18 protein-coding genes are annotated in these 24,809 nt (G+C 51.8%); 13 read left to right on the top strand and 5 right to left on the bottom strand.

What is annotated here, in order from left to right:
• Nucleotides 1–112: 112 nt before the first annotated feature.
• Together NSU01_RS29515 and NSU01_RS29510 are read right to left on the bottom strand one after the other, a co-directional pair.
• Complete coding sequence (locus NSU01_RS29515; RefSeq protein ID WP_042139806.1) at nucleotides 113–2,935, bottom strand: O-antigen ligase family protein; 2,823 nt, start codon at nucleotides 2,933–2,935, stop codon at nucleotides 113–115.
• Nucleotides 2,936–3,319: 384 nt separating this feature from the next.
• Nucleotides 3,320–3,529, bottom strand: a complete 210-nt coding sequence (locus tag NSU01_RS29510) for a hypothetical protein (protein ID WP_042139805.1) — start codon at nucleotides 3,527–3,529, stop codon at nucleotides 3,320–3,322.
• Nucleotides 3,530–3,739: 210 nt separating this feature from the next.
• On the opposite strand from NSU01_RS29510, the gene NSU01_RS29505 reads away from it, so the two are divergent.
• Together NSU01_RS29505 and sda are read left to right on the top strand one after the other, a co-directional pair.
• Entirely contained in the window at nucleotides 3,740–4,402 is a 663-nt protein-coding gene (locus NSU01_RS29505) for a YheC/YheD family protein (RefSeq protein ID WP_042139804.1), read from the top strand.
• A 337-nt stretch (nucleotides 4,403–4,739) separates the two neighbouring features.
• Nucleotides 4,740–4,883 (top strand): sporulation histidine kinase inhibitor Sda, encoded by a 144-nt coding sequence (gene sda, locus NSU01_RS29500; protein WP_042217282.1) that lies wholly within the window; start codon nucleotides 4,740–4,742, stop codon nucleotides 4,881–4,883.
• 135 nt (nucleotides 4,884–5,018) lie between these two features.
• Here sda and NSU01_RS29495 read toward each other — a convergent pair whose 3' ends face one another.
• Complete coding sequence (locus NSU01_RS29495; RefSeq protein ID WP_039306995.1) at nucleotides 5,019–5,993, bottom strand: NAD(P)/FAD-dependent oxidoreductase; 975 nt, start codon at nucleotides 5,991–5,993, stop codon at nucleotides 5,019–5,021.
• 324 nt (nucleotides 5,994–6,317) lie between these two features.
• Here NSU01_RS29495 and NSU01_RS29490 point away from each other — a divergent pair, with 324 nt between their 5' ends.
• Complete coding sequence (locus NSU01_RS29490; protein WP_039306992.1) at nucleotides 6,318–7,511, top strand: NAD(P)/FAD-dependent oxidoreductase; 1,194 nt, start codon at nucleotides 6,318–6,320, stop codon at nucleotides 7,509–7,511.
• 1 nt (nucleotide 7,512) lies between these two features.
• On the top strand, nucleotides 7,513–7,797 hold the full coding sequence (locus NSU01_RS29485; protein WP_076247483.1) for a hypothetical protein: 285 nt from the start codon (nucleotides 7,513–7,515) through the stop codon (nucleotides 7,795–7,797).
• 184 nt (nucleotides 7,798–7,981) lie between these two features.
• Here the strand turns inward: NSU01_RS29485 and hemQ are convergent, their stop codons facing one another.
• Complete coding sequence (gene hemQ, locus NSU01_RS29480) at nucleotides 7,982–8,740, bottom strand: hydrogen peroxide-dependent heme synthase (RefSeq protein WP_042139802.1); 759 nt, start codon at nucleotides 8,738–8,740, stop codon at nucleotides 7,982–7,984.
• A 279-nt stretch (nucleotides 8,741–9,019) separates the two neighbouring features.
• On the opposite strand from hemQ, the gene NSU01_RS29475 reads away from it, so the two are divergent.
• From NSU01_RS29475 to dnaI, 3 genes are all read left to right on the top strand, one after another.
• On the top strand, nucleotides 9,020–9,316 hold the full coding sequence (locus tag NSU01_RS29475; protein WP_076247486.1) for a YuiB family protein: 297 nt from the start codon (nucleotides 9,020–9,022) through the stop codon (nucleotides 9,314–9,316).
• Nucleotides 9,317–9,542: 226 nt separating this feature from the next.
• Nucleotides 9,543–11,093 (top strand): helicase DnaB, encoded by a 1,551-nt coding sequence (locus NSU01_RS29470; protein WP_042139801.1) that lies wholly within the window; start codon nucleotides 9,543–9,545, stop codon nucleotides 11,091–11,093.
• A gap of 18 nt (nucleotides 11,094–11,111) precedes the next feature.
• Nucleotides 11,112–12,068 (top strand): primosomal protein DnaI, encoded by a 957-nt coding sequence (gene dnaI / locus NSU01_RS29465; RefSeq protein ID WP_039306977.1) that lies wholly within the window; start codon nucleotides 11,112–11,114, stop codon nucleotides 12,066–12,068.
• 370 nt (nucleotides 12,069–12,438) lie between these two features.
• Here the strand turns inward: dnaI and NSU01_RS29460 are convergent, their stop codons facing one another.
• Nucleotides 12,439–12,597, bottom strand: a complete 159-nt coding sequence (locus NSU01_RS29460; RefSeq protein ID WP_144026185.1) for a YqzM family protein — start codon at nucleotides 12,595–12,597, stop codon at nucleotides 12,439–12,441.
• 168 nt (nucleotides 12,598–12,765) lie between these two features.
• On the opposite strand from NSU01_RS29460, the gene NSU01_RS29455 reads away from it, so the two are divergent.
• From NSU01_RS29455 to NSU01_RS29430, 6 genes are all read left to right on the top strand, one after another.
• Nucleotides 12,766–13,254, top strand: coding sequence for a GNAT family N-acetyltransferase (locus tag NSU01_RS29455; RefSeq protein WP_076247489.1), 489 nt, complete (start codon nucleotides 12,766–12,768; stop codon nucleotides 13,252–13,254).
• A 263-nt stretch (nucleotides 13,255–13,517) separates the two neighbouring features.
• The gene (trxA, locus tag NSU01_RS29450) at nucleotides 13,518–13,835 is read left to right on the top strand and encodes a thioredoxin (protein ID WP_039306971.1); all 318 of its coding nucleotides are present in this window, start codon (nucleotides 13,518–13,520) and stop codon (nucleotides 13,833–13,835) included.
• Nucleotides 13,836–14,014: 179 nt separating this feature from the next.
• Nucleotides 14,015–16,006 carry an excinuclease ABC subunit UvrC gene (gene uvrC / locus NSU01_RS29445; RefSeq protein WP_042139799.1) on the top strand — a complete coding sequence of 664 codons (1,992 nt, stop codon included), beginning with the start codon at nucleotides 14,015–14,017 and terminating at the stop codon, nucleotides 16,004–16,006.
• A 643-nt stretch (nucleotides 16,007–16,649) separates the two neighbouring features.
• Entirely contained in the window at nucleotides 16,650–21,221 is a 4,572-nt protein-coding gene (locus NSU01_RS29440; protein WP_076247491.1) for a discoidin domain-containing protein, read from the top strand.
• Nucleotides 21,222–21,355: 134 nt separating this feature from the next.
• Nucleotides 21,356–23,182: an extracellular solute-binding protein gene (locus NSU01_RS29435; RefSeq protein ID WP_256704011.1), complete on the top strand. Its 1,827-nt coding sequence runs from the start codon at nucleotides 21,356–21,358 to the stop codon at nucleotides 23,180–23,182.
• A gap of 64 nt (nucleotides 23,183–23,246) precedes the next feature.
• The gene (locus tag NSU01_RS29430) at nucleotides 23,247–24,803 is read left to right on the top strand and encodes a helix-turn-helix domain-containing protein (RefSeq protein WP_076247494.1); all 1,557 of its coding nucleotides are present in this window, start codon (nucleotides 23,247–23,249) and stop codon (nucleotides 24,801–24,803) included.
• The last annotated feature ends 6 nt before the right edge of the window (nucleotides 24,804–24,809 follow it).

Genomic DNA, 24,809 nt, shown 5'->3' with positions numbered 1-24,809 from the left:
TGACGATTCCCGGTGTGGTTGATCTTACGCAAAAAAAGAAGGCGTCCCAGAAGCCATTTTACAGCTTTTGGGACAGCCTGTTTTTACTGTTCTCTAATTTGAAATAGTACAGTTAGAGCGGCATAACGGCAACTTCGTTAATCTTGACTGCTTCTTCCGGATCAGCCGTAATCAGCTTGTCATACACTGCTTGATCCTGGGCACTCTGGGTTCTCTGCTGTACAGCGAGGTACCAGCGGGCCGTTTCCCGGTTGACGGCATCGTTATAATCCTCAGTCAGCCCTTGCTGCAGTGTGGCTGCGGCGGCTTGCCATTGTTCCGATAAATATTGGATCTTACCGGCGTTCAGCAGCATAACTGAAGTAATCATCGATCCCCGTCCCTGCTGATCTTCAGCCGGAAGGGTACTGAACCATTCTTCATCCGCAGCCGCATGGGCATAAGCGTCCAGACCGGTTTTGAAATACCGTTCCTTATTAACCGTCTCCTGATCCCCCAGATCCGTCTGGCCCAGTGCATAAGCCTCCAGTGCCCGCTTCAAGGCTGCGGCTCCCAGCTCCTGGGAACGGCCGATCACCGCGCTGTACCAATCTGTATCCCAGAGGGTTGCGGTCTCCGTCAAGTCTTCGTAACCGTTGGTGAAGCCTTGCTTCACCGTTGCCCCAGCAGCTTCCTCGTCTCCGGACATGGATTGGATTCGCCCTGCATTCAGAGCAATCGTTGAGGTAACGAAGAATTCACGGCCCTGAAGCTGCTCGGGTGGAAGAGTCTTCAAATGCTCAATGCCGTCCGTTACATGTTTGTAGGAAGCCAGCGCACTGTTGAAATACTTCTGTTCCCCTGCTTCATCTCGCTTCGCATAGGCCTGCAGCCCAAGGAGCGAGGTCCGGCTGATCAGATGATCATACCAGTTAATATCCCACATGAACTTGTCCGCATTATCGAGATACACCCGGTAAGATTCTTCACTCTGGCCCTTCAAATCATAGTATTTCGCCAGCTGGGATAGCAGATCTTTGTTATAGGGCTCACCTTCAAGTGCGCGGGTTAACACCGTATAGGATTCGTCCAGAAACTGTGTATTCTGTGTTTGGGTAAATACCTGCTGATCCAGCATGGATAGATAAGCCGCCGATTCGGGATGATTCGGGCGGGTTTTGAGTGCTTTTACCAGAGGGGCCTTGATCTCTTCATAGGATTGGCTGACTTTGACCAGCTTCTTGGCGGTATAGGCTTCAGAGCTGGAACTGATATACCCCAGAGACAGGAACAGCAGATACCCGGTGCCGATTCCCAGCAGCCCGAAATACCCGGCTCTGATCCAAAGCTTGTTCCACTTGAGACGGAGCGGTCTGCTCTCCATGACAACGGTCATCCCTCCCAGAGCGAGGAAGACCAGAATCCCCATGAACGCATAGCTCATATTGAAATCAAGCAGGCTGTGAACAAGAATCGACAACGCGATAATGAGATAGAAGAACCCGTTATTGTAATCGTCTTTGTCGCGTTTCAGGTATCCTCTTACATACTTGCAGAAAATGAACAGGATGAAGCCCATGAACACGATAAAGCCGAGAATGCCCACTTCAATCAGGTACTGCAGGAAAAAGTTGTGGACCTGGCGGCTCAGGTAAGGGTTGTTCTGGTAGTGCTCATAGAGTGACGCCCAGCCCCCGCCTCCGGTCCCCAGTAACGGATAATCTTTGACCACCTTCATGGCATCTTTGTAAAAGGTGAAGCGTTCAAGTACACTGTGCTGCTTGAAGTTGATATTCTCCAGCCGTGTTCCGATATTCTCCGGCAGAATATTACGCGCACGGGTTCCGATAAACAGGAAGGCGATAAGCAACACACCGGCAACGGATACCACAGGAATCCATACTCCGCTCCAGCGGCGTGATTCTGTGCTGCCGAGCTTGCGGCTCAGCCAAGGGGCAAAGTAATGCTGGACAACCCAGCAGAGAGCGGCGGCGCAGAATGATGCACCCAGCAGGTATCCCCAGCCCTCAAGGGCTGCAGAGGAAGTGAAGGCCGTATTCAGCTCCAGGCCCAGTCTGGTTACCGGATTCGTAATCAGCAGAGACAATACGCCGGCAATGGCGAGATTAATAATCCAGAGTATCTGCTGCACAGGCTTCAGGAAGAGCAGCAGAATAATGAATACTACAGGCATCAGGACCAGACCGCCGCGGGACAAGGTAAGCAGCAGCGAGACAATGAAGGGAACCAGCATAAATCCGTGCATCAGCCGTCCGTACCATTTCCGGGAGCGGATCAGCGCGAATAAGGCGACGAACAGAAAAGCCATCAGGAACGCTGCATATGTATTGGCATACTGGAAAATGGAAGTCAGGCGAAGCCCGTTCGAATCGGTCATCACTGCTTCAGTGTACTTGCCGTTGACCACAGTATCCGAGAACCAGCCTACAAGACTGCCGGCAAGCTTCCAGCTTCCGAGCCAGTTCAATAGACCGAAACCGACGATCAGATAAGCGATTGCGAGGATACCCAGCTGAATAACATTATTGAGCTGCCTCTGGCGGAGCAGATACACGCTGATAATGAAGACCGCCGCATAAGTAAATTGGGTGAACAGCATGTTCATAGCCATATAATGCGAGGCAGCGCCAAACAGTGACAGGGCGTACGTTAACGGGAGCAGGATTGCGGCGAGGGTAAGCAGATCGCGCTGCCCGTCCAGCCTGAAGGTCTTGAAGTACAGGACAGCACAGGCCAGCAGGAGCAGACCGCTCAGCAAGGCAGCCATATAAATAGGCTTCTCAAATTCCACTCTCATTCCGTTGAACAATCCAACCTGGAAGGGGGTCCACCCCAGGAACAGGATGAAGGCAATGCAGAGCGCCCATGCGGGTCCGGAATTCTTTTCGATCGTCTTGGACGGAGCCGCTTGCTTGCCGTATACAGGTTTCGACACGTTATATTCTCCTTTTTTCGAGTATTCACGCTACTAATTCTAACATAGAACCATTTAAGGTATATTGTGTAAAATGATGATAATGTGAAATTATGGATGGTATTTTGAAAATCCGGAGGAGGATAAGCAGGTTTGAAGCCGGGAGGCATATTCATAGCGGGTCCGGGGATGGATTTTGGAGAGCAGCCGGGTGTTAAGGGCCGGATAAGACTCAGCTAATGAAGCTGTCCATTGGCACAGGCCAACCCTTTACGGATTCATAGAATATAGTATCTCAGGCAAATCTATGAGGCATGTATACGTGAGATTCCGCTCAAAGGCAGCAATGATAAAAGGCAGTCTGCTCTACGGATGTCTTTTGCCATAGCTGCCGGGAGCTTTGCTTCAGGCCGGAAGGATGAATTTGAAATTAATCATGAACACGATCAGGGCAGCGGCCCCCAGGGAAAAGGCGATACAGCCGGCGCCCAGAACCCTGCGGCGGTCTTTGATGAATTTGAAGCCCAGCGCGCAGACGAGTATCGTGGTTCCTGCCAGTACAACAGACATGCCGACCATCGCAAACCAATACAGGATTTCAAAAAACTGTGCCATTAGGAAACCCTCCCCTCCAGGCTATAATACAACGAATTTTAAGAATATTCCAGCTCTGGAATAAACGGAACACCGGGATATACGGCCCTTGCGGCTATATGCCCTTTTTTGCTGCGGACTCCCTTACCACGGACAATCATACAGGAGGGTGCGGTCTTTCGTGAGTAATCTATAGGGTAGGCTGGGAATTCGAAAGGAGAGGGCGAAAAAATGGCGGGGAGAGAACTGGCAAGCAAGTTGCTGAAGACCGCGGCGTTGCTTAGCGATTCACGGGTTGCCGGTTACATTCCGAGAACACGGGAATATAGTGCTGCCGGACTGCTGGCGATGCTGGGAAGATACGGGAATGTTGTGATTAAGCCGGTTGTCGGCGGCGGAGGCTACGGGGTGATCAAGGTGTTCCGGGATCACAGGGGTTACGGCTTCACGTATATGCATAATACACGTATATATCGTGATTTTGCTTCGATGAGGTACGCGCTGGACCGCTTCAAGGTAAAGCGGAGATATTTGATCCAGCAAGGCATTTCCCTTGCCCGGATTTCCGGGCGTCCGATTGATTACCGGGTCAAAGTGGTGAAAAACGGCGATCACTGGGAATTCCGCTCCATGGTAGGCAGAGTAGCCCGGCCGGGATTGTTCGTTACTAATCTCTGTAAAGGGGGAACGATGCTCAGCTGCCGTCAGGGACTGAACAGATCGCTGCCGAGAATCCGGACCTCCGCCAAGAAAGCGGAGATGCGCCGGCTGACTTTAGTCTGCATTGAGCTGCTGGAGCGGCATTTCCCCGGCATCGGTGAGCTGGGCTTCGATTATGCTGTGGATCAGCGGGGGAAAATATGGATTCTGGAAGTAAATACAAGACCAAAATAACCGAAAATTGATTAAGAAAATTTTAATAATTGACGATAAATACATTAATAAGCTAATATTGCGTTTAGTCGTGTCAATTCCGAGGTAATATGAACATAAATATCCCAGCCAATTATGAACATTCTAAAAATTATTTTTAAGGATAAGCGGGATATCTGCCCTGTGCATAACTATTATCCCCATAGTCCACCGTGCAGTACCTGACATTACAACCCTTACTAACATATTATGCACAGGATCTCCACAGTAGCTTGTGGATAATGAGAACGCTTGTTCGAATAATGATAGTTTGCTATGATAGATTCAGATCCAAATAAAGGAAAGGTAGGTGAACGTTATGGTTGAATTGTCGGATGAGATGCTGCTGGACTCTTATCATAGAGCGATAGAACTGCAATTGGAGCATGATTTCATCGCTCTGCTACTCGCTGAAATTCGCAAACGGAACTTACACTCTCCAGTTCATGCGGTTCTTCACTAAAGATCAGAGCATACCTTTACAGCACCCAGAATTAATCAAACCGCAAGTAACACAGAATAGGGTATCTTTTCAAGTTGAGGTGGAATCAACCTGAAAGGATACCCTTTTATTGTAAGTTTTAGGTTATACGCAATCCTAGAGTTTGAGATTACTGCTGTGTCCCGGGGACAGCTTTGCTTCCGGATCAATATACACCTTGGCATTATTCACAGCAGTCGGCGCTTCTCCGAAGCCTACAGCAATCAGCTTCAGCTTGCCCGGATACGTGGTGATATCGCCTGCGGCGAAGATACCCGGAATGCTGGTCTCCATTCGGGAGTCTACCACAATGGAGTTGCCGTCGATCTCAATTCCCCATTCCGCAATCGGTCCCAGTGAGGAAACGAAGCCGAAATTGACAATGACACTGTCTACTTCGATTTCCTGCGTTTCTTTGGTCTTGATATGAGACAAGGTTACCTTGGTGATGAACTCTTCACCATGCAGCTCAGTGATCTCGGATGGCGTAATAACATTAACCTTGGAGGCCATCAGATTCTCGACACTGTGCTCATGGGCGCGGAATTTATCCCGGCGGTGAATCAGGGTTACCTGCTCTGCGATAGGCTCAAGCATAAGTGCCCAGTCCACGGCAGAATCGCCGCCGCCGCTGATCAGAACTTTCTTGCCTTTATATGCATTCAGATCGCTTACAAAATAATGCAGATTGGCTTTCTCGAAACGCTGCGCATCAGGCACTTCCAGGCGCCGCGGCTCGAATGCGCCTACACCTGCTGTGACAATAATAGCTTTGCTGTGATATTCAGCTTTATCGGTGGTGACGATGAAGTGGCGCTCGTCCTGCTTCACAACAGATACAACCTTCTCCTCCAGACGGATATCAGACTGGAAGAGCTCCATCTGCCGTGAAAGGTTATCCACCAGCTCCTGTCCGGTGATCTTGGGAAAACCGGCTACGTCGTAAATATATTTTTCGGGATAAAGAGCAGCAAGCTGCCCCCCCAATTGGGGCATACTTTCAATAAGTGTTACCGAAGCCTGGCGCATACCGCCGTAAAAAGCGGCAAACATACCGGCTGGTCCCCCGCCTATGATGATGAGATCGCTCATAGGAACGGATTGCTCTAGTGTCACGTAATATTACACCTCCGAGTTGATAGTTTCAAATTGCCATACTTGCGTACCTACTCATTATAAACATTGTGGCACCCCGCTGCAAAGCCTTTGATTTCACTGAAAAATGTGACATTTTGTTGTATGATTGTATTTGATTAAAACGATACTAAGGTTTACAATGGATATGGTTATTTTAGAAATCCTTTAAGTTTTATTGGAAATTCTTCTGAATTTAAGTGTATAAATTCACAAAAGAAACCTAATTTTTTTACAAAAAATAACACATAGACAGATTCACCTGTTGGAAGGAGCCGGAACATGAGCAGTATTCCCAAAATTGTTATCCTAGGCGCGGGATATGGAGGTATCTTGACCGCCCAGCGGCTGCAGAAAGCTTTGAACTATAATGAAGCGGATGTAACCCTGGTGAACCGCCATGAGTATCATTATTTCACGACCCATCTGCATATGCCAGCAGCAGGAACGGACAGCATCGAGCATACCCGCGTATCCATCTCCAAGCTTATCGATGAATTCAAAATCGATCTTGTTAAATCTTCCGTACAGGAGATCCGTACCCAGCAGAAGAAGGTTATTCTGGAAGACGGAACCCTCTCGTATGATTATCTCGTAATCGCACTTGGCGGCGAGCCTGAGACCTTCGGAATCCCGGGACTCGACAAATATGCGCTGACCATCCGCAGCATTAACTCCGTGCGGCTGATCCGTGAACATATTGAGTATCAATTTGCCAAATACAAGAATGAGAATAATGCACAAGAGCATATCAACTTTGTTGTCGGCGGCGCGGGCTTCAGCGGCATTGAGTTTGTGGCTGAACTGGCAGACCGGATTCCGGCACTGTGCAAAGAATATGATGTCGATCCAAGTATGGTCAACATCTATAATGTAGAAGCTGCACCTACTGCGCTGCCTGGCTTTGCTCCGGAGCTTGTCGAGCATGCCATGACAGTGCTTACGAAGAAGGGGGTAACCTTCAAGTTCGGCGTGGCGATCAAAGAATGCCTGCCTGGCGGTGTCATCCTTGCAACCGGTGAAGAAATCAAAGCTTCCACGATCGTATGGACCGGCGGGATCCGCGGCAACCGTCTGATTGAAGCTGCCGGCTTCGAAGCCATGCGCGGACGTGTGAAGGTAGACGAATACCTGCGTGCTCCGGGACATGAGAATATCTTCATCATTGGTGACGGCTCCCTCATGATTAATCCGGAAGGGCGTCCTTACCCTCCAACGGCACAGATTGCAATGCAGCAGGGAGAATGCTGTGCGCATAATCTTGTAGCGGCCATCCGCAGCCAGCAGCCGAAGAAGTTTGCGTTCAGCAACAAGGGCACCGTAGCCTCGCTGGGCAAAGGCCAGGGGATTGCAGTAGTGGGCGATAAGACCTATAAGGGCTGGACAGCGGCGCAGCTGAAGAAGGTTGTAGACATGCGCTACCTGCTCATTATCGGCGGCATTCCGCTGGTACTCAAGAAGGGAAGATTCCTCTAAGATGCGCCATTGCAGCGTACAAGTTCGCGGACTGCTCACGCGTGAGGAGCTGGACCGCTACAATGCTCTAATTGAGGTCGGTTCCTATCTTGAAGATCAGACACGTTATGATCTGGCTTACAATATCCAGAAGGAAATCGACATTCTCATTCTCCCGGCCATAGAGCGCCTGAAGGATAAGGGCCGCGCCCGTGACCGGGCGACGGCTGAATATCTGGAGAGTCTGCGGGATGGGGAAGACGATGATGAGGACGAAGAGGCTGAAGGTAAGAATACGTCCGATTGAGGATATAGATTTGTGAATAGGACACGACCAATAGACCGCATACCTTCGCGAGAGGGCGGTCTATTTGCGTTTATTGGACAGCAGCGTCATAAGCAAGTTTCTTGTTACTATAGCAAAAGTCCAAATAAAGGGAAGCTTTCCTGTGAGGAAGACTTCCCTTTATATACTGTGGTTATTCTTCGTTTTAGAGCTTCAGCATCTCTTCGAACGATTCCTCAGTCAGCAGATTGCCGACATAGAAGGGACCGAACTCGCCGTAGCGGGCACTCACTTCATCAAAGCGCATCTCATAGACCAGCTTCTTGAACTGCAGGGCATCTTCAGCGAACAGGGTCACGCCCCATTCCCAGTCATCGAATCCGACGGAGCCGGAGATGATCTGCTTCACCTTGCCGGCATATCCGCGGCCGATCAGGCCATGGGAATGCATCAGCTCACGGCGTTTGTCCATGTCGAGCATGTACCAGTTGTCCGCAAGCTCGCGTTTCTTGTTCATCGGATAGAAGCAGATATGCTTCGCTTGCGGCAGAATAGGCTTCAGCCGGGCGGCAACATGCGGATTCAGCATCGGATCGCTGCCGTCTCCTGCAGTTCCTCCTGCGGCGTAGTTGCTGAGTTCCACAATACTTACATATGAATAGGCTTTGGTAGTATATTGGGCGAAGGCGATTTTGTTAAAAGCAGTCTCAAGCGCATTCAATGCTTCCAGGCTTTCCCGCAGAAACATCATCACGAAATCAGCTTTCTGGCCAACGATGGAATACACGGTGGAGCTGCCTTCCTTGGCTTCTTCCACGGGCCCCCATTCCTGCATGAAAGCATGCAGCTCCTCCAGGGCAACGGCGCGTTCTTCATCATCGGCTGCCGTCCAGGCATTCCAATTGAGAGAGCGGAAGTCATGCAGGGCATACCAGCCTTCCAGTGTCAAAGCGGCTTCGTTCATGTTCTCACTCCTTTAAAATTTGCATACGTTTAATATGTATAAACATATTTCCGAAAAGAAACGTGCACCGTTCTTATGAAGACGCTGCAGCCGTTTCCATTTGCTATTTGCATTGTATCGCATGCGAACGGCCAAGAGCAAACTCTGCAGCCGCCATTTGCGCTGATCGCAAACCACTGGACGATAATGTTCATTGCTTCGCTACATTTTTTCTAGTAAACTTACTATTAAATAAGGTTTGGTGTGCGGTTCTTTATAGAGAGAGGGGATGGCGGTACGATGGGATTTATTCCAGTGTTTGTTCTGGCCGTTTTGTTATTTGTCATGATGTTTGGCATTGGCTTTATCCTTAACATGTTAATGAAGACTACGTGGTTTCCCGCATACCTGTTCGTAATCGTTATTCTTCCCGTAGTGGTCTACTCCATCTGGGACCGGAGCTCCATGTCGTTATGGGAGCATCTCTCTACCTTCCATGTAGTCGACTATCTTACCGGTATAGCCGGCCTTGCCGGTGCTGTACTGAGCGGCTGGACCATTCAGAAGCTGCGTCTGGGCGGATACAAAATGTTCTGAGGAATGTGCAGAGCAGGCAAGACAACAAACGGCTGATCTCCTTCAAAACTAAGGGGAAGCCGTTTTTTCTTATCTTTTCCGCTAGAATCAGCAAGTGTTACAAAGCTGTCGATAATAGGGGGAAAAGCAGCTTTTTTGGGCCTTTTTTTACATTTCCGGCCGGGTGTTTTGTGATAGAATAGAAATCTATATGAATTCGTATAGAAGAGGGGGAGGTTTTCCGCAGATGCGTATGAGCAACCTGCATCATTTCACCGAACATCATCGGTACTGCGTTTCCCGCGAATTCGGTCTAAGCCATGTGGATGGACGAATGCTCGGTTCGGTCTATCAGCCGATGGTCGGCGCTTTTGCCATCAGCCTGTACAGACTGCTGTTCGAGCATATTCCTGCTGAATCCATCGGGTATTCCGGTGTGGAGCAGCAGCGCAGGCTCTTTATGACCCTGGGCGTGGAGCCTAATGAGAAGGGCCGCAAATATTTAGTTGACCAGGCTTCACGGCTGGAAGCGGTGGGGCTGCTGCAGACCTGCCGGATTTATGCCGCGGAGAACGATGATTATATGTACGAGTACGAATTAATGCCGCCGTTGTCGCCGTCGGAATTTTTTGCGACCCAGCATTTAACGCTGCTGCTCAGGGATAAGATCGGCAAATTCGCCGTATTGTCGCTGCGCGAGCAGTTCTGGAACCGGGAACCGGAAGAATGGAGCCGGCGGTCGGTCGGTAAAGAGAATATTTCGCTGCCCTTTTATGATATTTTTGAGCTCAATACTCATGTCATTGATTACGAACTGGAGCAGGCGCTGGCCGAGGTAGCTACCGTGCGTCAGCCGGGAACGGTTGATGGCGGCGAGCCGAATATCGGCTACAGTGACATCATTCTGCGGTTCCCGCGTGAGTCGGTCAACCGTGCGCATGTGGAGAAGCTGCGTTTTGATCATAACCAGATGGGCGTTATTAATTATGTGGCCCGCAAGTACGAGCTTGGCCCGCAGGATCTATGCCGCCTGCTGGACGAGGACGATGTCTTCACGCCGGATGGCGAGGTGATTCTGGATACACTGCAGTACAAGGCCAGCCAGCATTTCCGCCAGGATATGAAGCGCCAGGAGAAACGTGAGATCGCCGCTGCCAAGGTGGTGTCGCTGCGCTCTGCTGCCGCTGATGAGAGTGATCCTTCCGGTGCGCCGGTGGAGCAGTCTGTCGAAATGGAGTTCTATGTAGAAGTGCCTCCGCAATTTATGTCCAAATGCGACATTCACCAATATAATATGATGCTGCGCAACGAACCTTATACACGTCTGCTGCAGACGTTTTTCCCCGGGGCTGTTCCGGGCCAGCTGATGGATATCTTCGAGAAGATCGATTTGAACTACAAGCTGAACGGTGAAGTCATCAATGTACTGATTCACTATTTGATGACAATGGTGGCCTCCGGCGGCGACCAGCGGATGAACCGCAATTTCGTCGAGGCCATTGCCTCCAACATGCTGGTCAAGCAGGTGAATACTTACGAGAAGGCTGTGCGTTATATCCGCGACCAGTCCAAGGTGAAGGGCAAAGGAGCGGCTTCCGGCTCTGCCGGCACGGCCGCGGCGGGAACACGCCAGCGTTCATATACGAAGAATACCGGACGTTCCGGCAAGCCGGAGATCCCGATTGTGCTGGATGACGGCAGTGCCGGGACCGTATCGGATGAGGAATTCGCGGCGATGATGAAGAAAGCGGCCGAGATTAAGGCAAGTAAGAAAAAGGGCGTCCTGAGAACGCCCTAAAGAAAGCGAGGTGCGGCGATGGAGTCTATGGGCGAAGTGCTGCGTTCGATGAACAATTCTGCTCTGCGCCAGCGCTCCCGTGATCTGGAGCAGGGACTGTTTAATAATCCCCTGGTCAAGCAGCTTCAGGCTGATCATCCGGAGCTGGATGAGTCACGGCTGCGGCTGCATTTAAGCCGGCTTTACCAGTATGTCGAGGAGGACCGCCACTGCAAGAACTGTCCGGGCCTTGAGAACTGTCCGAATGATTTCCAGGGACACTACAGCAAGCTTACAGTGGAGACTGTTAACGGGATACCTGATCTGTATGAGCGCAAGACACCCTGCAAGCTGAAGATCGCGCAGGATAACCAGGATAACATCCGCAAGCGGATCCGCAGCTTCTATGTGGATGAGCGTGTGCTGAACGGCGGATATGATGAGATGGACATTATGGGCAAGGACCCCCGGCGGGCCAGTGCCGTGAACCGGATATTTGATTACATTGCAACTGTGCGGGCAGAGGGCCTGACTTCCCGGGGAATCTACCTGCAGGGCAGCTTCGGGACAGGCAAGACCTTCCTGATGTGCTATCTGCTCCATGAGCTTGCGATTGCCGGTCACAGCGGCGTAATTGTGTACATGCCCGACTTCATTGAAGAGTTGAAGCTAATCATGATGGACAACCAGAAGCTTAAGGAAATGGTAGATACGATGAAAAACTGCGATCTGCTCATTTTTGACGATATCGGTGCCGAGAACCTGAATCCCTGGGCCCGTGACCATGTGCTGGGTGCGATCCTGAATTACAGGATGAACCGCAAGCCGACCTTCTACACCTCGAACTATCCGCTGGATGGGCTGGAGAAGCATCTGAGCATGACCAGCAAGGATGGCGAAGAAGTCTACAAAGGCCAGCGGCTGATGGACCGGATCGCCCCGTTTGTGGATGTCATTCCGCTCCATGGGGACAATCAGCGGGGTACGGTAAGATAAATTCCGCTGCATGATATATATTACTGGACGGATCATTTATAATCCCGCCGCTTACTGGCTGCGGAGGTTATGAGTGGTCCGTCTTTTGTTGCTTAAGAGGCCTGAATGTTGTAAGGAATGCAACTTGTGAGCATAAGAAACGGGGTGTTTGTCGATTTGGGCCGCTTAAGCGAAGGGAATGTTGTATTTGGTGCAGGATTTTGCGTTACTCAACCATTCAAATCAGCAGAAATAAGAGCTGCTCTGCCCGCACACAAACAGCGGCGGGACCCGGACATTGAAGTCACTGGCCCCGCCGCTGTTTGGTATGAGTTCTCCGTATGCATCTAGCTTATGCGTAGACTTCGGTGTTGCTCTGCTGCCTGCAGCTTTATTCGGACATAATAAACTTGATGATAACCATCCCGAAGAAAACTACGGTCATAAATCCTGTCATTCCAAAAAAACCGGCCATTAGGTCGCCAAGGTCATTACGGGGCTCTTCGTTGACATGCTCCCGCGGGTCACGGACTTGCGCGTTGACATCCATCGTTTCTTCCTCCTTGCTGTTGCATGACTGTGCAAAGTAAGTTACAGTTATACATGTGAGAGAAGTCATTGACAATTAATGCGCTTTCTTCAAGTATACGAACTTGCCGGGAAGTTGTAAAGATAAGATCGGCGCCTAGTCTTGTATGAGATGCAGAGAGGTGATTCGATGATAAGTATTAGACCTATGGAACCGCAGGAATACGATTTTCTAATGGATATGCATTATGAGTCAATCAATATAGTACAAGGGAAGCCCTCCAGGAGTGAACTGCTGAGTTCACCGGATATCGTGAAGTACAACGAGAAGTGGGGAAAAGAAGGTGATAGGGCGCTAATCGCTCTGATTGACAACCAGCCCGCAGGTGCTGCCTGGTACAGACTGTTTGATGAGACGAACCAAGGCTATGGATTCGTGGATGCTGAAACCCCGGAATTAGGTGTCGCTATACGGCCCGGCTATAGAAAGCAGGGCTTGGGAATCAGACTAATGCAGGCTATCATCCAGCAAGCCGTATCCGATGGATACCCATCGGTTTCTCTTAGTGTAGATCCGGAGAATCAGGCGGCCGTCCGCTTATATGACAAGCTTGGATTCGAATATTTCGGGATATCCGGAACCTCCCGGACGATGAAGTTAAACCTTAGGCTAATTTGATTTTATACAATATAATTTTATGAAACATATAACAAATGCATTGTATTTATGTTATACTGTGGATGTGTCGCTAAATGGTAATCTGGTTATCATATTACATGAAGCATTTTATCCCGCTATATTCTCGGAGTAATTTTCGCCATCTTGGCTCAGGCTATAGAAGCGGATCTTATTTCGTACAGCTAAGCTTAGGCTTCCAAGTATTTTGAACAATACTGTTTCAGGAAGCGGATGCTCACAAAACTTTGAGGAGGAACAATATCATGGCTATCGTGAACGTGTCTGACCAATCCTTCGTTAATGAAGTGGAAGGTCAAGGTACTGTAGTAGTAGACTTCTGGGCACCTTGGTGCGGCCCTTGCAAAATGCTTGCCCCTATTCTGGAGGAATTGTCCACCGAGCTGGGAGACGGCGTAAAAATTGCTAAATTGAATGTAGATGAGAATCCTGAGACGGCTTCCCGTTTTGGAGTGATGAGTATCCCTACTCTGATCTTCTTCAAAGACGGCCAACCCGTGGACAAAGTCGTAGGACTGAACTCCAAGGATTCCCTTAAGAATATCGTAGCTAAACATCAATAAAAGATTAATTCCGCCGTATCCGGGGGCCTCGCGGCCCCTTCACACAAAGCGCCTTCGGTCATCCGAAGGCGCTTTGTGTGTCAAATAGAAACGGGTGTTCTATAATAAGGCTTGAATCTGTAGTACATTCTATTCTAAACTTACCTTATAACAGTGTAGTAACAGGTGGGAGAGAACTCATGGAATATATGGATAATATCCGCAACAAACTGGCGCTGCTGCCTGATCTGCCCGGCTGCTATCTGATGAAGAATGATGAGGGTACGATTATTTATGTGGGCAAGGCCAAAGTGCTGAAGAACCGCGTGCGCTCTTATTTCACCGGCAGCCACAACGGCAAGACGCAGCGGCTTGTCGCCAATATTGTTGATTTCGAATATATCGTCACATCGAGCAATATGGAAGCACTCATTCTGGAGTGCAATCTGATCAAGAAGCATATGCCGCGTTATAACGTGCTGCTGAAGGATGATAAGACTTTTCCGTATTTAAAAATAACGAATGAAACGCATCCGCGCCTTGAGGTCACGCGGCGGGTGCTGAAAGATAAAGCTAAATATTTCGGCCCGTATCCGAATAGCTATGCGGCCCAGCAGACCAAGAAGCTGCTGGACCGGATGTATCCGCTGCGCAAGTGCGGGGTGATGCCGAAGGAAGTCTGCCTGTATTATCACATGGGCCAGTGTCTGGCTCCCTGCGAGAAGGAAGTGCCGAAGTCCGCTTACGAGGAGATTACGCAGAGCATCTCGTCCTTCCTGAACGGGGGGCATGATGCGGTGAAGAAGGATCTGCAGAAGAAAATGCAGGAAGCCGCAGAAGAGTTGTATTTCGAGCGGGCCAAGGAGCTGCGGGACCAGATTATTCACATCGATGCCCTGATGGAGAAGCAGAAGATCAACACGGTTGATACCAAGGACCGGGACGTCTTCGGCTATGCAGTCGATAAGGGCTGGATGTGTGTGCAAATTTTGTATATGCGGCAGGGTAAAATGATTCAGCGCCACTCGTCGGCTTTTCCGTTCTACGGGGAAGCGTACAGTGATTTCATGTCCTATGTGACGCAGTATTACAGCGATAACCCGGCATTGCCGCAGGAAATCCTGCTGCCGGATATGCTGAGTGACGGAGCCGTTAAAGCGCTAACGCCAGAGACCGGTACAGGTGCTGCGGTAACGGGCTTGCAGACTGCTGCAGGCATGCTGGGCAGCCGGGAAATGCAGGCGGCGCTGGAGGCGGAAGATAGGGCGGAGGTTGCAGCGCCGCCGCAGGAGCAGGCGGAACAGGAAGCGGCTGCTGAAGGAACCGTGGACGCGGCCGGAGGAGCGGCAGCCCTGCAGGAATGGCTGGGCATCAAGGTACTTGTGCCGCAGCGCGGGCTCAAGAAGCAGATGGTCGGCATGGCCTGCCAGAACAGCCGGGTGGCGCTGGATGAGAAGTTCCGCCTCATTGAGCGGGATGAGGAGCGCACCTCCGGTGCGGCGAGCAGTCTGGGCCAGAGCCTGGGACTTGAATCGCTTAACCGGATTGAAGCATTCGATAACTCGAATATTCAGGGTACGAATCCGGTCTCGGCGATGGTTGTGTTCATTGACGGCAAGCCGGCCCGCAAAGAGTACCGCAAATATAAGGTCCGCACTGTGCAGGGGCCGGATGATTATGAGACGATGCGTGAGGTCATCCGCCGCCGGTATGAACGGGTGCTTAAGGAGAATCTGCCGCAGCCTGACCTGATTGTGGTCGATGGAGGAAAAGGCCAGATCTCCTCGGCGATCGATATTCTGCAGAATGAGCTGGGTCTGTTCATTCCGGTCTGCGGTATCGTCAAGGATGATAAGCACAGAACGGCGCAGCTGCTGGTCGGGGATTCCGCCGAACCGGTATCGCTGGCCCGGGACAGCCAGGAGTTCTATCTCCTGCAGCGGATTCAGGATGAGGTTCACCGGTTCGCAATTACGTTCCACCGCGAACAGCGCGGCAAATCGATGGTCACCTCGAAGCTGGATTCGGTTCCGGGAATCGGGGAGAAGCGCCGGAAGTCGCTGCTGAAGCATTTCGGCTCGCTGAAGAAGATCAAGGAAGCTTCCGTGGAAGATTTCCGTGTTCTGTCTATTGGCGAGAAGCTGGCCCGGCAGATTCTGGATGCGCTCAAGGATGAGGAACCGTCATTATAAATAGGCTCAAACGGTAACGAAACAGAGGCCGGCCCCATGGGGGCCGGTTTTTTGGTGACATAGGAAATTATGCTATTCGTCAGGAATCCCGCTGAACCCCCGGAAGACGGGCCGATGGAGGACCAAATGTATGCGAAAAATCGGATACAATGTGCTTCCGTGAGGGCAACCGGACCAAATGTATGCGAAAAATCGAATACAATGTGCTTCCGTGAGGGTAACCGGACCTAATGTATGCGAAAAACCGAATACAATGTGCTTCAGTGAAGGTAACCGGACCAAATGTATGCGAAAAATCGAATACAATGTGTTTCCCCGAAAGAAACGAGGAGCATTGGTGCCCTTAATTTCCCCGGAGGCTGCCCCAGAAGTAGCCTCTATTTTTGTCCGTTAGATGATGAAGTACTGGGCTTTTGCTGCGAAAATAAGTTAATCCTTACTTTCTGCATAAAATCGTTGATTTGTATAATTGCAACCGGTTTCGGTAAAAGGTACGCTTATCTTGAATCTATGAAAGCGCTTATATACGTGGGCTGTAGACTGCTTAAACCAAGGTAAAAGGAGGCTGATGATCACACCGGAAAGATTTTGTTTATGAGCTGGATGGCTGCATTCCAAATAGACATGAGGAGGATTAAGGGTAATGACATATTCGAAAAGGTTAAAACGCAAGAAGGGTATAAACGGCACCGCTTTTTTTCTGAGCATAATCATGCTGCTAAGTGTCGCATTGGTCATTCCGCCCGGCCGGGCGCATGCCGCCGGTTCTTATCTGCTCTCCCAGGACCGCCCTGCTTATGCATCGGGCACAGAGGGCAATAACACCCCGGATCTGGCCGTTGACGGCAATACGGGTTCCCGATGGAGCAGCGCGTGGGGACTCGACCCGAACTGGATTTATGTTGATCTCGGGGCATCTGCCGCAGTAGACCGCGTTGTCCTGCGCTGGGAAGGGGCGTACGCCAAGTCCTACAAAATCCAGGTATCCGCGGACGAATTGAACTGGAGTGATGTCTATTCCACAACTACGGGAGATGGCGGCGTGGATGATCTCACGCTCAGCGGCACCGGCCGTTATGTGCGGGTATTGGCAACCGTGCGGAGTCTGACGCAATACGGCATTTCCCTCTTTGAGTTCGAGGTTTACGGCACGGGCGGCGTTAATCCTCCTCCGGTAGTGCTGGGGCCGAATGTGGCCTTGAACAAGCCTGCAACGGCATCGTCTTATCAGGTGGCTGACTATCTCCCGGCTGGCTCCACATTGCCGGCACTGGCGTTTGACGGCAGCTTGACCACACGCTGGTCCTCCAACGCTACCGATAATGAATGGCTTAGCGTGGACCTTGGCAGCGTACGGACACTTGGCCGGGTCATCCTCAATTGGGAGGCTGCCGCCGGCCGGACCTATGATATCCAGGTTTCAAATAACGGCAGTTCATGGACTACAATCTACCGGGAGCTTCACGGTGACGGAGGCACACTTAATCTTCCAATCTATGCCACCGGCCGGTATCTGCGGATGAACGGTATCAGCAGAGCGACCTCCTTCGGTTACTCAATCTTTGAATTCCAGGCGTATGATTATGTGACGGGCGACCCCAAGCCGGTCTATAACATTCCTGCACTGCCGGCGCTGACAACAGTGGCCGTAGGTCAAGGCAGCTATGCCGCGGGTGACCTCTCGGTTCCCCAGCCCAAATATCCGCTGTACAAATCGGATGCACTGACTGCGCCGCTGCCTTCCAATGACTGGTGGCAGTCGATCATGATCAATCAGCTCGGCAACGGCATCATTACCCTTCCGCTCAAATCGAAATATACCAAGCAGGGACTAAGCGTTCTGAACCCGGGCGCAGGCTACTTAAGTGCCGACGGCAAGGCGCAGGAAGCCGCAGGCAGCCCGGATCTGTTCCTGATGGCCAGCAACATTAATACTTCAGGGATGTCGAACCGGATAACCGCTTACGGCGACTGGTCAGCAACTGCCGTGTTAAGCGATGGTACTGCTGAGAAGATGAAGACGACCTTCGTCAAAGGCTCGCCTTATCTCTATTCACAATTCAGCGATCCGGCCAGTCCTGAAGTCTACCTGCCGGCAACGGCCCGCTTCTTCGATGACAGCAATAATACGATTCTGGCGGCTGACGGCGCCACGGTTACTGCAGACCATATCGGCATTGCGGTCACGAATTCCAATGGCGCGCCAACGCCCGTAATGGTGACCAGAAACTATGGGCTGTATGCACCGGCCGGCACAACCTTCAAGAAAGTCGGCGCCAAGCTCAAAATCCAGCTGGGCGGTGGCCAGAACTACCTGAGCTTGTCGGCTCTTCCGGCACCCGCAAATCTGAATTACTTCTACCAGCACGGATATGCATTCGTGACGGATACGAAGGTGGCTTATACCTTCAACGAGACCACATCGGATGTCACGACCACCTTCAATGCGACTACAGAACTCAAGCGTTCGGGCTTTCCGAATACAACGCTGATGGCGCAGCTTCCCCACCAGTGGAAGGTTACTACTACGCCGCTGACTGCGGTCTCCTTCCCGTCGATCCGCGGAACGATGAAGGTTACGGAGGGCAATTCCTTTGCCACTGCCGATAAATTCTACGGCATTGTGCCGCAGTTCACCGAGCCGGGCGATTCCACCTATTCCCGCCAGGATCTGCTCAATTATCTGGCGCTGCTGGATACGGACACCGCCGCCAATCTGATGCAGGCAGATGCGTACTGGCAGGGCAAGAAGCTGCATCCGCTGGCAATGGGCGTGCTGATCGCCGATCAAATCGGCAGCGAGAGCTACAAGAATCTGTTCCTTTCCCGGATGAAGACGGTGCTGACAGACTGGTACACGTACACTTCGGGAGAAGCTAACTACTATTTCGACTACAACTCCGACTGGGGAACCCTGATCTATAAGAACAGTGAGTTCGGCGCGAACTCCGGCATCACGGACCATCACTTTACGTATGGCTATTATGTATTTGCCTCCGCCGTGCTGGCCACCTATGATACCGACTTCAGGAATAAATACAGCGGTATGGTGGATGAGCTGATCCGCGATTACGCCAATCCTTCGAAGACGGATCCGAAGTATCCTTACTTCCGCAACTTCGACCCGTATGAAGGCCATTCATGGGCCGGCGGTTATGCCGACAATGACAGCGGCAATAACCAGGAAGCGGCAGGAGAATCGCTGTTCGGCTGGGTTGGCCAGTATATGTGGAGTACACTGACCGGCAACACAGCGTTCCGGGATGCGTCCATTATGGGCTTCACGACCGAGCTTAGAGCGGTGCAGCAATACTGGTTCAACTACGACCAGGATAACTGGCTGCCGGGCTATACGCATAAATCTGTCGGGCAGATTTACGGAAGCTCGAACTTCTTCGGAACCTTTTTCAACGGCAATCCGGTGTATGTCTATGGGATTCACTGGCTGCCTACGGCAGAATATTTGACCAGCTACGGGTTCGACACAGCTAAGGCTGCCGGATTATACAGCGGCTTCGTAGCCGATAACGGCGGGCCGGAAACGGACTGGTACCATATTGTCTGGCCGATACAGGCGCTGAGCGATCCGCAGGCTGTACTGAATAAATGGAATCCGGCACTGCCGCAGCAGAATGAATTGTTCAATACGTACTGGTTCGTGCATAACATGGCAACTCTTGGATCACGCACCAAAGACATTTGGGCAGCGAACGGGTATAGTGCAACTGTGTATAAGAAAGGATCGGCATATAGTGCACTGGTCTGGAATCCGACGAATGCGGCAATTACCGTTACATTCCGCAACGCGGGAGGAATTACGGGCTCAGCTGTAGTTGAAGCCAAGAAGCTGGTGAAGGTTGACCCGACGAAGGTGAATTCGGGGACGCTGCTCACTCCGCCTGCCCTGACAGCCGATATAACGCAGAATGCAGCCGGCCAGCCGATTGAGCTGACATTCACGGATAATGCGGCCTGGAGAAGCGCGGTCAGTGCGGTGAAGGTGGACGGAACTTCAGCGGCGGCAGCGAATTATACCGTGGCAGCCGGTAAAATCACGCTGAACACCGCGTTGTTCCCTGCGGCGAAGACCTACACGATTACGGTTTCGGCAACGGGCTACAACGATGCTTCAGTGCAGCAAGTGGTCACTGGCGGAATAACCTCTGCGAATTTGGCCTTGAACAAGGCGGTTACTGCCTCGGAGAATCCGAGACAGCCGGCTGCGGGTGCAGTGGACGGAGATCAGGGTACCCGCTGGGAATCGGCCTTCAGTGATCCGCAGTGGATTCAGGTGGACCTCGGTTCGAATCAGTCGGTCAGCCGTGTCCTGCTGAACTGGGAGGGAGCATATGCCAAGTCGTATACGATCGAGACTTCAGCAGATGGTACGAACTGGACGCCAGCTTATTCCACCACGACTGGAGACGGGAGCACTGATGATATCAGCTTCACCCCGGTCAGCGCCCGTTATGTGAAGGTTAACGGTACGGAGCGCGGTACGCAGTACGGGTATTCTTTATGGGAACTGGAAGTGTACGGCAGCGGCGGCACCGTGACACCGCTTGCTCCGCCTGCCCTGGCAGCCGATACAACGCAGAATGCAGCCGGCCAGCCGATTGAGCTGACATTCACAGATAATGCAGCCTGGAGAGGTGCCATCAGTGCCGTGAAGGTGGATGGAACTACAGCGGCGGCAGCGGATTATACCGTGACAGCCGGTAAAATTACGCTGAACACCGTGCTGTTCCCAACTGCGAAGACTTACTCGGTTACGGTAACTGCAGCTGGATACAATGATGCCTCCGTGCAGCAGGTGATTACCGGCGGAACACCGCCGTCAGTGAACCTTGCCCTGAATAAGGCAGTTACCGCCTCGGAGAATCCGAAACAGCCCGCTGCAGGAGCAGTGGACGGAGATCCTGGCACCCGCTGGGAATCGGCCTTCAGTGATCCGCAGTGGATTCAGGTTGACCTCGGCTCTGCTCAGACTGTCAGCCGAGTCCTGCTGAACTGGGAGGGAGCGTATGCCAAAGCCTATACCATTGAGACTTCGGCAGATGGCACGAACTGGACAACGGCCTATTCGGCGGCAACCGGAGACGGGGAACTGGACGATATCAGCTTCACCCCGGTCAGCGCGCGGTATGTGAAGGTGAACGGTACGGAGCGGGGCACACAGTACGGCTATTCTTTATGGGAAATGTCGGTCTATTAATCAGGGCGGCATTGACGATAGAATAGAGGCATCAACGTAAAGAAATGGTGAGGATTATGCACAGGTCAATGTTATTGCGGTTCTTGCAGGAAAGGCAGAACCGGGCTGCCTGCAATGGGGGGAAGGGAGGGGAATTGCTGCAATTGCTGTTAGTTATGCTGGTTCTGGGTGGTCTTGCTGCCTGCTCAAACGGCGATAAACTAAAACACCTCCAAACGCAGGAGGCCACTGCGGAGGACCGCCCTAACGCACTGAGCTCAAGCCGAACTGTCAATGCCGGTAGCGCCGGTAACGCCAATACCACTGACAGGACTGGGAATGCTGATAGCGCTAATCGCAGCAATTCCGGCAGTTCCGGTGATCCCGGCAATACGTTGCCTGCGGATCATCCGGCCACCGCCCTTTCAGCATTGGCTGCCAAGGTGAAGCCGGTCCGGTTCACCGTCTTTGTGAACTATGACTGGTATACGGCGCCGACCTGGGAGGGCAGGCCGCATAGCCGGTGGATCTCCGATAATCTGAAGGTTACGCTCACTCCGGTACAATCCAGCGGGGCTGCCGCCCAGAAGCTGAACGCGATGATTGTCTCGGATCAGCTTCCCGATGTGCTGGTCATGGACCGGGGCAAGGATGTGGAACGGCTGCAAAAAGCAGGCAAGCTGGTGGCACTCGACCCTTATTTGGTGGAATATCCTGAATTTGTCCAGACCATAGGCGAGGATACATTGAATATGCTGCGCAGTGAAGACGGCAAGCTGTACCAGATTCCGAACTGGTATATTAACGGCAGCAACGGCAGCGGTAACGCCGGTTTCCTGGTTGAGAAGAAGATCTACCGGGCGCTTGGCTCCCCTAAGCTGGAGACATGGGATGATCTGGAGGCTTATCTGAAGCGGGTGCAGCAAAAGTATCCTGAACTCGTCCCGATTGACTTCGGGGAGACCCGGGACGAAGCGGATATACAGATGATCGGCATGCTGTACAGCGGTGCGGCGGATAACCGGACACCAAGCTTCATCTCTCCCGGTTCAGGACAAATCTTCGGTGTGCCCGCCGGCTCCCGATTGACTTCTGTGTACCGGGATCCGGCATTTCTGGAGACGCTGCTGCTGGCTAACCGGTTGGTCCGCCAAGGGCTGACGTCTCCGGATCTATTAACCGAAACCCGGGATCAGGTGCTGGAGAAGCTCAAAACCGGCCGGATCGCTGTATTCGGCGCGTATGACGCCATCGTGGAAGGGATCGGCCGCGAGGCGGATAATCAGCTCTCGGCCAAAGATCCGCAAGACGGATACGATATCATCTGGCCGGTGCACCGGGCAGGTGTGGACCCGGATAAGGTATACCCTTCCGGATACAATACGCTGGGCTGGAATGTCAATGTGATTACAACCGGGGCCAGAGATCCGGAGGCCATTTTCTCCTATATGAACTGGGCGACGAGCCCGGAGGGACAGCGTATTATTTTCTTCGGGCCGCAGGGAATGTTTTATGATAAAGTGGAGGATGGAATTCCAATTCCAAATGATTCCTATATTGGCCGTAATTTGAAGCAGTATGATGCTCTGAAGATCGGGGAATTCAACTGGTATGGTAATACCTCATATATTGATTCAGCCAAAGCCAGACGCGAGAAGCTGCTGCCTGCGGAAGCCCGGGACTGGACAACACTCGGGCAAGCGAATGTAACGTTCAGGACGGCGATGAACATTACCGAATTCTCCAATCTCGATCCGGCGCCTGCCTCCGAAGAGGGAATTATTCTGCAAAGACTGAAAGACCAGTATGCGCAGGTAATCCCCCGGATGATTTTTGCGGCAAGCGGGGAAGAGGTCAGGCAGCTGATGGAGGAAGCAGACAGGGAAGCAGCGGGTTTGGGATATGACAGGCTGCTCGCCTGGAAAACCGGAGTATGGCGGAACAATCTTAAGAAGATCAAGGCCTATTCCCCGCAATTCTAAACGTTTGGAAAGAAGAGGGATACGATACGTACCCTCTTTTCCGCATGAAGGAGTGCTGATTGCGATGTACAGAGCCGTCCTGGTGGACGATGAAAATTATGACTTGGAGGGTCTGCGCTGCCTGATTCCCTGGAGTGAGCTTGCCATTGAAGTGGTCTGCAGCGAGAGCAATCCGCTTGCCGCTCTTCAATATATCGAGAATCATGAGATTGATCTGCTGATCACGGACATCAGGATGCCCGTGGTTTCCGGCATGGAGCTGTCCCGCCTGGCGCTGGAGCTGAATCCGGGGCTGAAGATCGTGTTCATCAGCGGATACCAGGAATTTCACTATGCGAAGCAGGCGCTTGATTTGAAGGCGCATGCCTATATTCTGAAACCGGTTGATGATGAGGAGCTCATCGGCGTGCTGCGCACCGCTACGGCTGAACTGAATCTTGAGCGGAGCAAAGGTCCGGAAGACGGCGGCGTAATCGCGTCCTTTGATTTCATCAAAAATGATGTGCTGCAGCACCTGCTGGAGGGCAGTATTGACGGTGCGACACTGGGGGCCTTCCTGGCCCGGTATCCGCTGGATCTGGCCTTCTCCAGCGCCTCCGCAGTGCTGATTGAGGCAGATGATGTCCTCCGGCGGGTACAGGAGCATCCGGAGGAGGTCTATGCCGGTCTGGACAGGCTGTTCCAGTATATTGGGACAGAGATTGAATCTGCCAGTGCGGGGAAATGGTGCCGGCTGAACCGTTCACAGCTTGGTTTCGTGTATACCGGGCAGCGCCTGGAGCTGGAGGAGTGGCTTCAGCAGCTGGTGCTGAAGGTTCGCGGGCACACTGCTTACACTATTACTGTGAGTTATGGTGCTGAGGTGTTTGCTCTGGAAGCGCTGAGCTCATCTTTTTCCCAGGCCAAGGCATATATGAACGGCAAAATGTTCCTCGGCAAGAACAGAGTGATTCCCCCCGTAATGAACAAGCCGGGAATGACCCAGGATATTAAAGAGCTGAGCGTTGTGCTGGAGGGAATGTTCGGGGCTATGGCAGGCTACAGGCTGGCTGATATTTGCGACTGCATTGATGAGCTGTTCGAGATGGCGGCCCTGTTCGAGCATCCGGTGAAGGTCTATCATTTCTCCATTCATATCGTCACCCGGCTCGAAGCCTATCTGGGGACGCTGAACGAAACCTATGAGAGTCTGCAGCAAATGGACGCCATTCATCATCTGGAGACGGTGGATGATATTAAGCGCTGGCTGCGGTATACGCTGTTCCAGATTTCCGAGATCCTGTTCATGAAGAAGCAGCATAAGAACCGCCGGCTGATGGAGCAAATTGAGGTCTATATTCAGGAGCGGCTGACGGAGAATCTTACCTTACGGCTGGTGGCCAGCCATTTCGCCTATTCACCGAACCATCTCGGGGTCCTGTTCAAGGAGCACACAGGCGAGAGCTTCAATGAGTACCTTGTGCGGATCCGGATGGAGAAGGCGATTCTTCTGCTTGATCAGCATCAATACAAAATCTACGAAGTGGCTGATAAGGTTGGCTACAAGAATATCGCTTATTTCAGCAGGCAATTTCGTGAATATTTCAATATTACCGCAGCCGATTACAGAAAGCAGAGCTGATCCGGC

The organism is Paenibacillus sp. FSL H8-0259, assembly GCF_037963255.1.
Lineage (GTDB): Bacteria > Bacillota > Bacilli > Paenibacillales > Paenibacillaceae > Paenibacillus_AQ > Paenibacillus_AQ phytohabitans.
This window is presented reverse-complemented; position numbering and strand designations above follow the sequence as displayed.

What these genes read in the sequence shown, in the direction of transcription:
- NSU01_RS29455 (WP_076247489.1), top strand. Translation starts at nt 12,766, where the DNA reads ATGATAAGTATTAGACCTATGGAACCGCAGGAATACGATTTTCTAATG.
- NSU01_RS29495 (WP_039306995.1), bottom strand. Translation starts at nt 5,993, where the DNA reads ATGAGCGATCTCATCATCATAGGCGGGGGACCAGCCGGTATGTTTGCC.
- NSU01_RS29470 (WP_042139801.1), top strand. Translation starts at nt 9,543, where the DNA reads ATGCGTATGAGCAACCTGCATCATTTCACCGAACATCATCGGTACTGC.
- NSU01_RS29505 (WP_042139804.1), top strand. Translation starts at nt 3,740, where the DNA reads ATGGCGGGGAGAGAACTGGCAAGCAAGTTGCTGAAGACCGCGGCGTTG.
- NSU01_RS29440 (WP_076247491.1), top strand. Translation starts at nt 16,650, where the DNA reads ATGACATATTCGAAAAGGTTAAAACGCAAGAAGGGTATAAACGGCACC.
- hemQ (WP_042139802.1), bottom strand. Translation starts at nt 8,740, where the DNA reads ATGAACGAAGCCGCTTTGACACTGGAAGGCTGGTATGCCCTGCATGAC.
- sda (WP_042217282.1), top strand. Translation starts at nt 4,740, where the DNA reads ATGGTTGAATTGTCGGATGAGATGCTGCTGGACTCTTATCATAGAGCG.
- NSU01_RS29475 (WP_076247486.1), top strand. Translation starts at nt 9,020, where the DNA reads ATGGGATTTATTCCAGTGTTTGTTCTGGCCGTTTTGTTATTTGTCATG.
- NSU01_RS29485 (WP_076247483.1), top strand. Translation starts at nt 7,513, where the DNA reads ATGCGCCATTGCAGCGTACAAGTTCGCGGACTGCTCACGCGTGAGGAG.
- uvrC (WP_042139799.1), top strand. Translation starts at nt 14,015, where the DNA reads ATGGAATATATGGATAATATCCGCAACAAACTGGCGCTGCTGCCTGAT.
- trxA (WP_039306971.1), top strand. Translation starts at nt 13,518, where the DNA reads ATGGCTATCGTGAACGTGTCTGACCAATCCTTCGTTAATGAAGTGGAA.
- dnaI (WP_039306977.1), top strand. Translation starts at nt 11,112, where the DNA reads ATGGAGTCTATGGGCGAAGTGCTGCGTTCGATGAACAATTCTGCTCTG.
- NSU01_RS29460 (WP_144026185.1), bottom strand. Translation starts at nt 12,597, where the DNA reads ATGGATGTCAACGCGCAAGTCCGTGACCCGCGGGAGCATGTCAACGAA.
- NSU01_RS29490 (WP_039306992.1), top strand. Translation starts at nt 6,318, where the DNA reads ATGAGCAGTATTCCCAAAATTGTTATCCTAGGCGCGGGATATGGAGGT.
- NSU01_RS29510 (WP_042139805.1), bottom strand. Translation starts at nt 3,529, where the DNA reads ATGGCACAGTTTTTTGAAATCCTGTATTGGTTTGCGATGGTCGGCATG.
- NSU01_RS29430 (WP_076247494.1), top strand. Translation starts at nt 23,247, where the DNA reads ATGTACAGAGCCGTCCTGGTGGACGATGAAAATTATGACTTGGAGGGT.